The organism is Streptacidiphilus anmyonensis (assembly GCF_000787855.1).
In the GTDB taxonomy this organism is placed as follows: domain Bacteria; phylum Actinomycetota; class Actinomycetes; order Streptomycetales; family Streptomycetaceae; genus Streptacidiphilus; species Streptacidiphilus anmyonensis.
This window is the reverse complement of sequence record NZ_BBPQ01000032.1, coordinates 52,369-65,216: the sequence shown is the minus strand read 5'-3', so window position 1 is coordinate 65,216 and position 12,848 is coordinate 52,369. Positions and strand designations below refer to the sequence as shown.

Genomic DNA, 12,848 nt, shown 5'->3' with positions numbered 1-12,848 from the left:
GGGCGACGCGGATGGCGGACGAACGTGGCGGCGCGGCTCCGACCCCGACCCCGGCTCCGGCTCCGACCCCGACCACCCCGACTCCGGCTCCGGCTCCGGCTCCGGTGACGCTGCAGGACCTCGCCCGGGAGCTGGGCCTGCACGTCTCGACCGTCTCCCGGGTGCTCAACGGCTCGACCGGGGCGGGCGCCAGGCCCGCGGCGGCGCCGCAGACCGCGCAGCGCATCCGCGAGCTGGCCGACCGCCTCGGCTACCGCCCAGACCCGTACGCCGCCAGCCTCCGGACCCGGCGCAGCAACCTCCTGGGGGTGCTCTTCCCGCGTCTGTCGGAGATCGTCGTCGCCACCATCTACGAGGGCATCGAGGAGGAGGCGACCGAGCACGGCCTGTCCGTCTTCGTCACCAACACCCACGACGATCCCGCCACCCAACGCCAGCGCATCGCGATGGTGCTGGGGCGGCGGGTCGACGGCGTGATCATCGGCGACGCGCACCTCGACGGCGCGGCCCTGGACCACCCGAAGCTGCACGGCACCCCCTACGTCCTGGTCAACCGCCATGCCGGTCCCGAGCACCCGGCCGTCACCTGCGACGACCACCTCGGCGGCCGGCTCGCCGCCGAGCGGCTGCTGGCGCTCGGCCACCGCGAGGTGGCGGTCGTGGCCGGCGAGTCCTTCGCCAGCACCGGCGCGGACCGCGCGCTCGGCTTCGCCGAGCGCTACCGGGAGGCCGGCCTGCCCCTGCCCGCCCACCGCGTCCACCACTGCCGCTTCGACACCGCGGGCGGCCGCGAGGCCGCGACCGCCCTCCTCGGCGGGCCCGGTCCGCGGCCCACCGCCCTCTTCGCCGTCAACGACCTCGCCGCCATCGGCGCGATGGGCGCGGCCCGCGACCTCGGCCTGCGCCTGGGCGAGGACCTGGCCCTGATCGGCTACAACGACATGCCCGTCGCCGCGGAGCTGCCGGTGGCGCTGACGACCGTCCGTTCCCCGATGGCCGAGCAGGGACGCGTCGCGGTCCGCGAACTGCTGCGCACTCTCGCCGGGGGATCGGCCGAGTCCCGCCTGCTCCCCCCGGAGCTCGTCGTCCGCTCCTCCTGCGGCGCCCCCGTCGGGCCGCCGCTGAGCTGACGCCGTGCGAAATGCACTGGCGCGGACATCGGCCGCCTCCCCATCATCAGAGGCCTCTGATCGAACGCCTCGTCAGTCGCCCTGACTGACGGGTCAGCCAGGGAGGGTGCATCACCGAGGTCTTCGTCTGTGCGGGGTGCGGGGCGGCGTTGACCGCGCCGGTCTCGCGGGTCGCGCTGCCCGACCACGCACACCACATGCATCAACACGACTTCCTGCCGCCGCTGATGGGCGCGGGCACCTACGCCGTCGATCCCGAGCCGTCCGGGCAGCCGTGGCGCAGTTGGGACGAGATCGGGGAGGCGGAGGCGGCCGAGCGCGGCGTCTTCGCACCGGTCGCCCGGCTGTCCTGCGGCGAACCCGGCGCGGTCGTCCTCGCGCCGGGGGACACGCGGGGCACGGTCTTCATCCCCGACCGCCTCGACGGCTACTGCCTCGGCCTGGCGGACTACGACGGCCCCAACCTCGCGTGCGCGGCCTGCGGCCTCCCCGTCGCCGTACGTGTCGACGACTGCTCGTACTGGCAGGAGGTCCGACTCCGACCCTCCGCGGTGCGACGCGTGGCGGGGCCGGGCCGGGGCTTGGAACCTCGGCCGGTACCGTGGGACTTCCTGCGGGACGAGTACGCGGACGTGCCGCCGCTCGACGCGTCGGGCTACTGGGACGGCCGGTGGGAGGCGGCGGTCGGCGCGTCGCTGGCCCACCTTTTCGCGGCCTCGGCGGGTGCGCTCGTGTCCCTTCCCCCGGGCCTTCTCACCACGTGCTTCGGGCGCGCCTGCGATCGGCTCCTGCCGGCCGGCCGTGCGGTCGGCCGGGCGGCCGGTCCGGCAGGCGCTTCGGCAGCCGGTTCGAGAGCCGCTTCGGCGACGCGAACCGTCGCGCTGGGCGGGCCGGGCGTCCCTGATGCGCAGGCGGACATCCTCCTCGTCCCGCGCCACCCCCAGACCGGCCGCACCTGGTCCCCACCGGGTGCAGGCTCTCGCGTCGCGACGGTTCCCCTCGCCGCCGAGGTCTGGCTCCACCTCGCCTTCGCGCGGGACCTCTCGCGCCTCCCGGTCACGGGCGGCCTGCCGCCCGGCGTCCAGCGCGACGACCCGCTTCCGCTCCACCCCCGCTCGCTCTTCCGACCGGCCTGGGGCGTCTTCCGGCACACCCTCGCCCGTCTCCCGGCCGTGCGCAGCCCCTGGCTCCGTGCCGTCTACGACGGCCTCCCGGCCTACCCGCACCTGGGCCCGTTCTAGCCCCGAGGGGTGGGCAGGGGTGGTGGTGGCCGAACCTCGGAGGGCCTTGCCCTGCGACAGTTACCGATATATCGTTGATGCATCGAGACAGTCGCAAGACTGTCGGTGATGTCAGTCATTCATGTCTCAAAGAAGGAGTTCGATCATGCGAACCCGACACCACTTCGATCCGAGGAACAACAACGCAAGGACCCCCGGCCGACCCGCCTTCGGCGAGTTCGGGCCGCCCGGGTTCGGGGGGCCGGGGCCGTTCGGGCCGCCGCCGTTCGGGCCGTGGGGGCACAAGGGCCGTGGCGGCAGGGGACGCGGTCCCGGTGGCCGGGCGCGGCGTGGGGATGTGCGGGCGTCGCTGCTCGCGCTGCTCAAGGAGCGCCCGATGCACGGCTACGAGATGATCCGCGAGATCGCGGAGCGCTCCGGCGGCAGCTGGCGGCCGAGCCCCGGTTCGGTCTACCCCACGCTGCAGATGCTCGACGAGGAGGGCCTGATCACCAGTCAGGAGAGCGGCGGCAAGAAGCTGTTCTCGCTCACCGAGACCGGGCGGGCCGAGGCCGAGCAGGGCTCGGAGGCCCCCTGGGAGGAGGCCGGACAGGGCGAACACTGGGAGGCCGTCCGGGAGTTCGGCCGGGCCGGCGGCGCCGTCAAGGACGCCGTGCGCCAGGTCGTGATGACCGGGACGCCCGAGCAGCGCGCCAAGGCGCTCGCCGTCCTCGCGGACACGCGCAAGCGGCTCTACCTCATCCTGGCCGACGCGGACTCGGAGCAGGCTCCGACGGACGCGACCCCGGAGGACCGGAGCTGACGCGCGCGGCCCGTGGTGGCCGTGACAGCAACCGGTCGACGTGGCGGCGGCGCAGGCCCTGCCCCGGCTCGACCGGCAACAGCAGCACATCGCTGCGGTCCGCGTAGCGGCGCAGCAGGCGCGGCGGGATCAGGTCGTCCACCCAGGCGAACGGCCGTCCCGCCGCGTGCCGCACGATCGGGGCGAAGTCCCCGTCCGGCGCGGCGGATTTCGCGCCCCCGCAGGCGACCCACGGCAGATCGGGGATCCCGAGGAGCGGCGCGATGCACTGGTTGGCCCAGGCTTCCCAGGTGCTCGCCCAGGCCAACTCGTAGACCTCCGACAGCTCCCGCAGCCACGCGCCGTGCGCCGGGCTGAGCAGCACCTCGCTGCGGAGCAGCCGATGCCGGGTGTAGCCGCTGGCCGGGTGCGGGCAGACGGGGTTCAGCACGCCGTCCACGTCGAGGTAGAGCAGCGGCTTGGCGGGCGGGGGGAGAGTGGTCAGCTGACGGCTCCTGTGGATCGCTGGATCGCTGGCTTGCCGGTTGTGCGCGTGACGGGTGATGACCCCGTGAAGTGTTCGACGGTCCGGAGGCCGTGGAGGTTGCAGCCGAACAGCCGAGCGGGATTGCCACCGAGGAGTGCACGCCTGCGGACGCGTCCGCGCGCCCATGGCACGCGCCCCGCACGCCCCGAGCGCCGACGCTGGTCAACCGCGGGGTGGCGCGCGGGGTGGCGCGCGGGGTGGCGCGACAGCCCGGCGGGGCGATGGGAAGATCGTATCTGTGGGTTGACGAATGGTCACCCTGCGCAGCACACTTCCCGGGCGGCCCCTCACCGGACCACGCTTCGGATCCCGCCGTCCGCCGGATCGCTGGGTCCGACCCGCCCTGCGCACCAACTGCTGCAACGGCCCGTCCCGGCCGTTCCAGGCCCGTCGCCGGGCCGTGTCCTCCTTCCGCTCGACCTTGTGGTGGAGACCTTTTGCGTCCAGAACCCCTCCGCGTCGCCGCGACGTCGGCGTCCGCGCATCGGGAGGAACCCGCCCTCGTCGGCATGCTCGCCGTGGTCGCCGCGCGCGCTCGACGGCGCGCGCTGCGCGCCGGGGATCCGGAGGTCGACACCGGCCACCTGCTGCACGCGCTGCTGGAGACGGACGACTCCGCGCTCGGCGTCGCCGCTCCACTGCCGATGCAGGCGACGCGCCTGATGGGGTATCTGGTCCAGCGCAGCATCGGCTTCGGGCGCCTGTGGCGCTTCGGTGAGGGGGTCGCCGACCGCGAGCGGGAGCGTTCGGCGGGGTTGGCCTGGAGCGCGACCGCCGCGGGCGCGCTCGGGCGTGCGGCCAGGGGCGGCGGCGGGTCGGTGCTCGATCTGCTGCGCGAGCTGGCCACGGTCCCGGACTCCCGTGCGGCGGAGATCCTGCGCGGTGCGGGGATCGATCCTTCGGCGGTGGTCCAGCGCTGCGCCGCGCACGGCGCGGAGCGCGCGGGCAACCGGTAGTCCGTCGGGCCCCCGCTCGGGAACCTGGTCCGCGATGCGGGCTCGGGTGCGTAGGACCGGCGTGGAGACGCGGGGACGCAGAGACGGGGGACGGGCCGCACCCCGACCCTCGCGCGCGGGTCGAAGGAGGTCGGGCGGTCCGTCGGGGGCCGCGCATCCGAGTCTTCGCGTCCGGCCCTCCGAGTGTCCGGCCCTCCGAGCGTCCGGCCCTCAGAACGTCAGGGCCCATCAGTACGTCAGGTGCCCTCGCGACCGGCGGTCGTCGCGTTCCGGCGACCCGGCCGTGGAACGGCCGAAGCCCCGCGCTGCCCGGAGCACAGGGCTCCGCGGGCGCGGGGCTTCGGCGTGGCCGTCAGGCCGTCAGGCCGACTGGCCGCCGTCCGCCGGGGGCGTCGGGTCGTCGACGCCGAGTTGCTTCTTCGCCTGGTCCTGGGCTGTGTCGACCTGGCTGGCGTACTTGCCACCGGTCTTCTCGTCGATCAGGTCGCCGGCCTTGTCCACGCCCTTCGAGGCCTGACTCTCGTGGCCCTTGAGCATGCCTTTGACCTTGTCGAGAACGCTCATGGTGGAAACACTCCTCCCGGATGTGCGGTCCTCCCACCTTGCGACGGGCAGGAGGACGCCGCCACTCGGGTGGCGGCGTGACCGGCCCCGACGCACGCTGTGCTCATGAGCGAAACCGAGCCCCCGGTGCAGGTCGGACCGTATGCGGACGACCACCAGTACCGGCTGATCTCCTTCTACGGAGCGCACCACGTCCCGATGTCGCGGCGTGAGTTCGAGGAGCGGATGGAGGAGGACTATCCGGGCGAGGATCCGTACGACAGCGAGCTGGTGGCCTGGTGGGACCACCCCGGCCAGTGGCCGGGGGAGTGAGGCCACGGGGGTGTCGCCCCGGGCGTCAGAACGCGATGTGCCCGCCGGGGGCGAGGCGGTGCAGGCGGTCGGCGAGGCCCGCCGCGGTGAACGCCGCGTCCAGCCGGGCGCCGTCCTCCGAGAAGTGCGCCCAGTGCTCGAAGTGCAGGGGGACGACATGGCGCGCGGCGAGGAGCTCGGCCGCACGGGCGGCGTCGGGGCTGGTGAGGGTGAGGGGCGCGTCGGGGACGAGCGGGGTGCGGGCGGCCCCGGCGAAGAGGACGGCGATGTCGGCCGTGCCGAGGCGGTCGACGATGCGGCGGACCACGTCCAGGGAGGCGTTGTCGCCGCTGACGTAGACGGTGGGCAGTCCGGCGCCGGCGAGCCAGAAGCCGGTGACCTCGCCGACGATCGGCTCGGAGCCGTCCGGGCCGTGCTGGGCGGGGACGCCCGTGACGGTGATCTCGCCGCCGCCGGGGCGGGAGAGCGTGACCGAGGTCCAGTTGGGCAGCGCGCGGACGGGCGCGCCGAGGCGCTGCTCCGCCGAGGACGTGGACAGGACCTGCGGCGCGGCGAGGGCGACGGCCCGGCCGGACTCGTCCATGTTGTCCGGGTGCTGGTCGTGCGAGAGCAGGACGGCGTCGACGGGCCCGACCTCGGCGGCGGTGAGCGCGGGGCCGACGGTCTTGGTGAGCACGCGGTTCCCGAGCGGGAAGTCCCGAGGCCCGTCGAAGGTCGGGTCGACCAGCAGCCGCAGACCGCCGTACTCGATCACGGCGGTCGGACCGCCGAGGTAGGTGATGCCGAACGTGCTCATGCCGTCGTCCCCCAGGCCGCATCAACTGACAGGGGATCAACTGACCCCTGGAATGGATCTTCTCACGCGATCCGCCGGAATCCGGGTGGCGGCCGATGCGCGTCCGCTACCCTGTCCGTGTTCAGACAAGAAGGCTGACGGACCGACAGCGAAGGGCGCAGCGTGAGCCAGGACTTCCTCGACGCCAAGATCGGCTGGGGCTTCGACCACCTCGACGCCGACGGGGACGGGCGCCTCACCGAGGCCGACCACCGGAGCATGGGCCGCTCCGTCGCCGCCTCCCTCGGGCATCCGGCCGGTGGCGCGCAGGAGGCGCGGATCGTCGACGCCTACCTCGCGATCTGGCGCGAACTGCACGCGCCGCACCTGCCCGACGGCGTCGACGCGATCACGCGGGACCAGTTCGTCGGCTCGACCGGCTCGCTCGCCGACCAGCCGGACGCCGCGCGGGTGCTCCTCGGCGGACTGGCCCATGCCTTCCTCGCCGTCGCCGACGAGAACGGCGACGGCCGGGTCGACCCGGAGGAGTTCTTCCTCTTCCAGCGCGGCCACTTCGCGGGCTTCACCCGCGAGCAGGCGGTCGAGGCCTTCGCGGTGCTGGACCGGGACCGGGACGGGAGCCTGGACGCGGAGGAGTTCGTCGCGGCCGTGGTGGAGTTCTGGACCAGCACCGACCCGACCGCGCCCGGCAACTGGTGGGCGGGCCAGCCCCGCTTCTGAGGCCCGCCCGGACCTCCGGCCGTGTCACCGGCTTCGAAGGCCCACCGCGCGCACGGCGCTGACTGAGCCCACTGCTGACTGAGCTCACTGCGCTGACTGCGCGCGCTGAGCTCACTGCTCGCGCAGACCCCACGGGGAGCCGTACTCGGTCAGCAGGTCCAGGAACGGGCGGGGCGGGAAGGCCTCCGGGCCGAGCACGCCCTGCCCCGACCAGACGCCCGTCGCCAGCAGCTCCAGGGCGACGACGGGGTTGATCGCCGTCTGCCAGACCACCGCCTGGGAGCCGTACTCGCGCATCGACCACTGGTTGTCGACCACGTGGTAGAGGTACACCTCGCGCGCCGCGCCGTCCCTGGTGCCCTTGACCCAGGTGCCGGCGCAGGTCTTGCCGTGCATGAGCTCGCCGAGCGTCGCCGGGTCCGGCAGGGACGCCGCGACCACGTCGCGCGGGGAGACCTCGACCGGGCCCTGCGCGGAGCGGACGGTCACCGGCTCGGTGCGGTCCAGGCCCAGGGCGTGCAGGGTCTTGAGCTTGGCGATGAAGTCCTCGCCGAGGCCGTACTTGAAGGTGACCCGCTTGGCGTCCACCCAGCGCGGGACCAGCAGCACCTCCTCGTGCTCGACGTTGACGCACTCCACCGGGCCGATGCCCTCGGGGAAGTCGAAGACCTCCGGCTCGCTGAAGGGCGGCGTGGTGAACCAGCCCCGGTCCGCCTCGTAGACCACGGGCGGATTCAGGCACTCCTCGATGGTGGTCCAGATGCTGAACGAGGGTGCGAACTCGTAGCCGTCGACGGTCAGGTTGGCGCCGTCGCGGATGCCGACCTCCTCGATCTCGTCGAAGAGCTCGTCGGCCGCGTAGCGGGCGAACACGTCCGAGAGGCCCGGCTCCACGCCGATGCCGACCAGGGCGACCCGTCCGGCCTTCTCCCACGCCTCGGCTCGCTCGAACTGCTCGTCGCCCAGCTTGACGCCGGTGAGCGCGTGCGGCTGCTCGGGGTGCGGACGCGACAGGGACATCGCCATGTCCAGGTAGTGCGCGTCGGCGGCCAGCGCCGCCTCGAACAGCGGCATCACGAAGCGCGGGTCGGTCGCGTTGAGCAGCACCTCGCAGCGCTCGGCGCGCAGCAGCGCGACGACGGCGTCCTGGTCGCTCGCGTCGACGCGAGCCGCGCTGAAGCGCGACGCCTGGTCGGGGCCGAGCGCGGCGACCGCCGCCTCGGCGCGGGCGAGGTCGTAGTCGGCGACGACCATGTGGGTCAGGAAGGGACGGCGGGCGGCGATCCGCGTGATCGCGGTGCCGACGCCTCCGGCGCCGACGAGCAGCACACGCATGAGGGACTCCTGGATGGTTCGGGCGTGCAGGGAACAGGGCGGTTGAGCGGCCGCTGACCTGATGAAACGCCGCCGCGCCGACAAACGTCAACCGCGTTGACGTAAGGGTGGCGGGCCGGGCTAGGGTGGCCGCATGGCGAAGAACGCGGTCCCGGAGGAGCAGCGGCGGCGGCGCCGCCCCACCAAGCAGGGGACGGTGCTGACCCACGACCTGATCGTGGACACCGCGCTGCGGATGCTGCGCGAGCACGGCGCGCAGGGCTTCACGGCGCGCCGCCTCGGCCTGGCGCTGGGCGCGGACGCCAGCGCGCTCTACCGCTACTTCGCGGGCCTGGACGAGCTCACCCGCGCCATCGCGGACGAGCTGATGCACCGCGCCATGACGGGCTGGACCCCGGGCGGCGAGTGGCGCGCGGACCTGCGCGACCTCGGTCTGCGGATCCACGCCGCGTACCTCGCCCACCCGCAGGCGGCCGTCCTCGCGGCGAGCCGCGTCAGCGGCCGCGCCCACGAGATCGCGGCCGACGAGGCCATCCTCGGCGTCCTGCGCGACGCCGGCTTCCCGGACCCGGCCGCGGTCCGGGTCTACCACGCCTTCGTCGACCAGGCCCTCGCCTTCGCGGCCCTGGACGCGGCCTCCCTCGCTCTCCCGGTCGAGGCGCGCGAAGCGGACGAGGCGGTCTGGCAGGCGACCTACGCCCGCCTGCCGGCCGAGACGCACCCCAACATCGCGGCCACCGCGAGGCTCCTCTCCGCGCGCATGAACGCGAGCGCGTACCCGGCGGCCCTGGACCTGCTGCTGGCCGCGGCCGCGGCGGAGCGCGGCGCCGGAGAGGGCCCGGCCCAGGCCTGAGCCGGGCCGCCCGACCAGCGCCGGTTCCGGGAACCGGGTCCGCGCCGAAGGCCCGGCTGGGCGCAGGGCCGGCCTCCGGCTGACGGCGCTCGGCAGCAGTCGACGACGCGGCCGCGTCCGGCGCCGGCCGACCCTGACCGGAGCGGGCCGGGCCCGGGGGGCGCAACCGGCCAGGGCGCAGGGCGGGCCTTCGCCCGACGGCGTCGCGGGCCCGTGCCGTTGCGGCGAGGCCGGCGCGGCCCCGGGGGTCCGCGTCGGCCCCGGCCCGATCAGTCCGAGGCCGCGCCCAGGGCGTCGCGCAGGTGCTGCTGCGCGGCGTCGAGGTGGCGTCGGGCGGTGTCGAGCCGGGCGGAGTCCGGCTCGTTGAGGTGCCAGCCGATCTCGTGCAGGGCCTCGACGACGCCACTGAGGGCGCGCAGCGCCGGGCCGTTCGCGGACATCGTCGCGCGGTCGGTGTTGAGGAGCAGCCAGTTCGACCCGGCCACGAGGTTGGTGAGGTAGATGCGCCGCCGGAGCGGCTCCTCGTCCTCGGGGGTGTCGTGGTGTTCGATTTCCTCGCTGCGGTGTGCGTCGTCGGTCATGACAGCACACCCTAGATCGATCCCGCCACGGATCGGTGATCTTCCGCGTTCGGCCTTTCCGCGCAGGCGATTTGACGCACACTTGGGACATGGCGCAGACGACTCCCGACCCGGGCAAACCGTACGGCGGCCTGTGGACGCCGCCCGAGAAGTACCTGGCGCCCGGATGCAAGGGCGTGGAGCCGGGCGAGTCGCACACCTGCGCGGTCGGAGTCCGCGTGATCGGCGGCAAGCTGCACGGCTGTGAGCACGAGTGCCACGACGTGGAGGTGGCCCGGCTCAAGGACATCGCCCGCCGCTTCGGGGAGACCGTCACCTGAGTCGGCCCGGTCCGGCGGACCGGCTCAGCCCATCTCCTCCAGGGCCTTGCCCTTGGTCTCGCGGATGCAGAAGTAGACGAACGGGATGGACAGCAGCGCGAAGCAGGCGTAGATCACGTAGGTCGCCGAGAGGTTCCAGTCCGCCATGGTCGGGAAGCTGACGGTGACGAGCCAGTTGGCGAGCCACTGCGCGGACGCGGCCACCGAGAGGGCCAGCGCGCGGATCTTGTTGGGGAACATCTCGCCCAGCAGGACCCAGACCACCACGCCCCAGGAGAAGGCGAAGCAGAGCACGTAGACGTGCGCCGCCACGAGCGCGACCGTCGCCTGAGTGTTGGCCAGGTGCGCGGACGTGCCCGTGCCGACGCGGTAGGAGAAGGCCCAGGCGGCCATGCCCAGTGTCACTGCCATGCCGGCCGAGCCGACCAGCGCGAGCGGGCGGCGTCCGACGCGGTCCACCAGGACCACGGCGATCACCGTGCCCACGATGTTGACCAGCGAGGTGGACACCGAGATCAGCAGCGAGTTGCTCGCGTTGATGCCGACCGACTGCCACAGCAGCGACGAGTAGTAGAAGATCACGTTGATGCCGACGAACTGCTGGAACACCGAGGCGCCGATGCCGATCCAGACGATCGTCTGGAGCCCGAAGCGGCCTCCCAGCAGGTCCTTCAGTCTCGGTTTGTGCTCGGTCGCCATGACGTGCTGGATCTCGTTGATCCGGGCGTCGATGTCCACTCCGGGCGCCTCGACGTCGGTCAGCACCTTCTTGGCGCGCGGCAGGTCGCCGGAGGCGATCAGGTAGCGCGGGGACTCCGGGATGGCCAGGGAGAGCAGGCCGTAGATGAGGGCCGGGATGGTCTCCGCGCCGAGCATCCACTGCCATGCCTGGATGCCGCCCAGATGGTCGTTGGGGTTGCCGCCGGCCGCCTGGTTCAGCGCGTAGTTGACCAGCTGTGAGATGAAGATGCCCAGCACGATCGCCGCCTGCTGGAACGAGGCCAGCCGCCCGCGCACGGCCGGCGGCGCGACCTCGGCGATGTAGGCGGGGGCGACCACCGACGCGATGCCGATGGCGATGCCGCCGATCACGCGCCAGGCGCCGAGGGCCACGATGTTCGGGGGGAACATGGTGCCGAGGCCGCTCGCGAAGAACAGCACCGCGGCCACCTGCATCACCCTGATGCGGCCGAGGTGGTCGGCCAGCCACCCGGCGCCGACGGCGCCGGCCGCCGAGCCGAGCAGCGCCGCCGAAACCACCAGCGAGGTCTCGCCGTTGCCGACGCCGAAGTGGTGCTGGATACCGGTCACCGCGCCGTTGATGACGGCGCTGTCGTAGCCGAAGAGGAACCCGCCCATGGCGGCCGCGGCGGCGATGAAGACGACGTGCCCGAGATGGCCTTCGACGGCGGCGGTCGAGGTCGGTCGCGTACTGGACAGTGGAGGCTCCCGGGGTGCGCGGCGCGGTGATGGTCCGTCTGGGAAGCCTAGGGAGCGGGGGTGGTGATCCGACGCAGGCGGAGCCCCGACCGGTACGACAATCACCCGGCCGGCCCAGCCGCTCTCCCCGTGCGGCCGGGCCGGTCGGGGAGCTCAGTCGCGCGCCGCGCGGTCCAGACGGGCCGCGACCGCGGCGTCCTGGGGCAGGGCGCGGTCGCCCAGGCCCTTGCGGACGCGGGCGGCCAGGTCGTCGTCCTTGTGGTCGTCGTACTTGGCCTTGGCGCGCACCTCCTCGACGTCCAGGCGCAGACAGCGGATCGCGGAGAGCATCCGGCCGAACGGCGCCTCGCCCGGGACGATCGGGTCGTGCGCCGAGCGCGGCTGGAAGCGGGCGTGCTGACGGCTCATCAGTGCCGCCTTCTCGGCGGGGTCGTCGACCACCGTGCCGGTGCCGATCAGGTGCACGGAGGTGTAGTAGCTGGTCGGCACGCCGTGGTCCGGGTCGGTCTCGGGGGTCGCCCGCCAGGTGCCGGGGATGAAGGCGTAGTCGTCGGTGACGGCGAGGGTCAGCCGCGGGTTGGCCTCGACCGCCGCCCAGAAGGGGTTCGGCCGGGCGAGGTGGAGGATGACCTCGTCCCCGGCTCCGTCCGCCTTCCCGGGCGTGTAGAGGAAGTGGGTCGGCACCAGGACGGGCGGTCCGCCGTCCACGCCGTTGGCGGCCAGGGTGCCGAAGTCGCGGGCCGCCAGCCACGGCCGCCAGGCGGACTCGTCGGCGTGGTCCCACGGATGGATCAGCATGGCGGCTCCCCTGGCGGTGCGGGCTGGTGCGAGAGTTTGAACTAGTGCATAATTCTCTTTGTGCTAGGAGATTATCGGATCACGGCACGGCGTGCCAATGACATCGCGGCGGAGATCGAGACGCTCGTCTCCGACGGCGTCCTCCCGCCGGGCGCCGCACTGCCGCCGCTGCGCGACCTCGCGGTCGACCTCGGCGTCAACCCGAACACGGTCGCGGCCGCCTACCGGATGCTGCGCGAGCGCGGCGTCATCGAGACCGCGGGCCGCCGCGGCAGCCGCGTGCTGCCGCGCCCCGCGCTCACTCCGCGCGACTACGCGGCCCTGGAGATCCCCGAGGGCGTCCGCGACCTCGCCGACGGCAACCCCGACGCCCGGCTGCTGCCCGATCCCGCGCCCGCCCTGGCGGCCGCGGGTCGCGACGCGGATCCGGCGGCGGGCCGGTACGGCGGGCCGGAACTCGACCCGGGCCTGCTC

General features: G+C 73.6%; 16 protein-coding genes. 9 read left to right on the top strand and 7 right to left on the bottom strand.

The genetic code is table 11. The features are described from left to right. Nucleotides 1-11: 11 nt before the first annotated feature. The 3 genes from TR50_RS24760 to TR50_RS24750 all read left to right on the top strand — a co-directional run bounded on the left by TR50_RS24760 (nucleotide 12) and on the right by TR50_RS24750 (nucleotide 3,173). Nucleotides 12-1,130: a LacI family DNA-binding transcriptional regulator gene (locus TR50_RS24760; protein WP_084700927.1), complete on the top strand. Its 1,119-nt coding sequence runs from the start codon at nucleotides 12-14 to the stop codon at nucleotides 1,128-1,130. 197 nt (nucleotides 1,131-1,327) lie between these two features. Further along, entirely contained in the window at nucleotides 1,328-2,371 is a 1,044-nt protein-coding gene (locus tag TR50_RS24755; protein WP_236654578.1) for a hypothetical protein, read from the top strand. A 145-nt stretch (nucleotides 2,372-2,516) separates the two neighbouring features. Further along, nucleotides 2,517-3,173 carry a PadR family transcriptional regulator gene (locus tag TR50_RS24750; RefSeq protein ID WP_084700925.1) on the top strand — a complete coding sequence of 219 codons (657 nt, stop codon included), beginning with the start codon at nucleotides 2,517-2,519 and terminating at the stop codon, nucleotides 3,171-3,173. On the opposite strand, the gene TR50_RS24745 is transcribed toward TR50_RS24750, so the two are convergent. After that, complete coding sequence (locus TR50_RS24745) at nucleotides 3,109-3,612, bottom strand: HAD domain-containing protein (RefSeq protein ID WP_063775143.1); 504 nt, start codon at nucleotides 3,610-3,612, stop codon at nucleotides 3,109-3,111. The two genes, TR50_RS24750 and TR50_RS24745, sit on opposite strands and share 65 nt — an antisense overlap. 524 nt (nucleotides 3,613-4,136) lie before the next feature. Here TR50_RS24745 and TR50_RS44585 point away from each other — a divergent pair. Next, nucleotides 4,137-4,655: a Clp protease N-terminal domain-containing protein gene (locus tag TR50_RS44585; protein ID WP_160311175.1), complete on the top strand. Its 519-nt coding sequence runs from the start codon at nucleotides 4,137-4,139 to the stop codon at nucleotides 4,653-4,655. 360 nt (nucleotides 4,656-5,015) lie between these two features. Here TR50_RS44585 and TR50_RS24735 read toward each other — a convergent pair whose 3' ends face one another. Then, nucleotides 5,016-5,219 carry an antitoxin gene (locus tag TR50_RS24735; protein WP_042425998.1) on the bottom strand — a complete coding sequence of 68 codons (204 nt, stop codon included), beginning with the start codon at nucleotides 5,217-5,219 and terminating at the stop codon, nucleotides 5,016-5,018. A 105-nt stretch (nucleotides 5,220-5,324) separates the two neighbouring features. Here TR50_RS24735 and TR50_RS24730 point away from each other — a divergent pair, with 105 nt between their 5' ends. After that, the gene (locus TR50_RS24730; protein ID WP_152648608.1) at nucleotides 5,325-5,531 is read left to right on the top strand and encodes a hypothetical protein; all 207 of its coding nucleotides are present in this window, start codon (nucleotides 5,325-5,327) and stop codon (nucleotides 5,529-5,531) included. Between the two features lie 25 nt (nucleotides 5,532-5,556). Here TR50_RS24730 and TR50_RS24725 read toward each other — a convergent pair whose 3' ends face one another. After that, nucleotides 5,557-6,327 (bottom strand): MBL fold metallo-hydrolase, encoded by a 771-nt coding sequence (locus TR50_RS24725; protein ID WP_042425993.1) that lies wholly within the window; start codon nucleotides 6,325-6,327, stop codon nucleotides 5,557-5,559. Nucleotides 6,328-6,489: 162 nt separating this feature from the next. Between TR50_RS24725 and TR50_RS24720 the strand changes: the two genes are divergently transcribed. After that, nucleotides 6,490-7,047, top strand: a complete 558-nt coding sequence (locus tag TR50_RS24720; protein ID WP_042425990.1) for an EF-hand domain-containing protein — start codon at nucleotides 6,490-6,492, stop codon at nucleotides 7,045-7,047. A gap of 111 nt (nucleotides 7,048-7,158) precedes the next feature. Here TR50_RS24720 and TR50_RS24715 read toward each other — a convergent pair whose 3' ends face one another. Then, nucleotides 7,159-8,382 (bottom strand): saccharopine dehydrogenase family protein, encoded by a 1,224-nt coding sequence (locus tag TR50_RS24715; protein WP_042425987.1) that lies wholly within the window; start codon nucleotides 8,380-8,382, stop codon nucleotides 7,159-7,161. Between the two features lie 133 nt (nucleotides 8,383-8,515). On the opposite strand from TR50_RS24715, the gene TR50_RS24710 reads away from it, so the two are divergent. Next, nucleotides 8,516-9,235, top strand: coding sequence for a TetR/AcrR family transcriptional regulator (locus TR50_RS24710; RefSeq protein ID WP_042425984.1), 720 nt, complete (start codon nucleotides 8,516-8,518; stop codon nucleotides 9,233-9,235). 269 nt (nucleotides 9,236-9,504) lie between these two features. Here TR50_RS24710 and TR50_RS24705 read toward each other — a convergent pair whose 3' ends face one another. Next, the gene (locus TR50_RS24705) at nucleotides 9,505-9,816 is read right to left on the bottom strand and encodes a hypothetical protein (RefSeq protein WP_042425981.1); all 312 of its coding nucleotides are present in this window, start codon (nucleotides 9,814-9,816) and stop codon (nucleotides 9,505-9,507) included. 89 nt (nucleotides 9,817-9,905) lie between these two features. Here TR50_RS24705 and TR50_RS24700 point away from each other — a divergent pair, with 89 nt between their 5' ends. After that, nucleotides 9,906-10,136: a hypothetical protein gene (locus TR50_RS24700; protein ID WP_042425978.1), complete on the top strand. Its 231-nt coding sequence runs from the start codon at nucleotides 9,906-9,908 to the stop codon at nucleotides 10,134-10,136. Nucleotides 10,137-10,160: 24 nt separating this feature from the next. Here TR50_RS24700 and TR50_RS24695 read toward each other — a convergent pair whose 3' ends face one another. Together TR50_RS24695 and TR50_RS24690 are read right to left on the bottom strand one after the other, a co-directional pair. Beyond that, nucleotides 10,161-11,576, bottom strand: coding sequence for a sugar porter family MFS transporter (locus TR50_RS24695; protein WP_042426084.1), 1,416 nt, complete (start codon nucleotides 11,574-11,576; stop codon nucleotides 10,161-10,163). A 153-nt stretch (nucleotides 11,577-11,729) separates the two neighbouring features. Further along, complete coding sequence (locus TR50_RS24690) at nucleotides 11,730-12,374, bottom strand: FMN-binding negative transcriptional regulator (RefSeq protein WP_042425975.1); 645 nt, start codon at nucleotides 12,372-12,374, stop codon at nucleotides 11,730-11,732. Nucleotides 12,375-12,434: 60 nt separating this feature from the next. Between TR50_RS24690 and TR50_RS24685 the strand changes: the two genes are divergently transcribed. Beyond that, nucleotides 12,435-12,848: GntR family transcriptional regulator (locus TR50_RS24685; RefSeq protein WP_042425971.1), on the top strand; the 414-nt coding region annotated here is incomplete at its 3' end.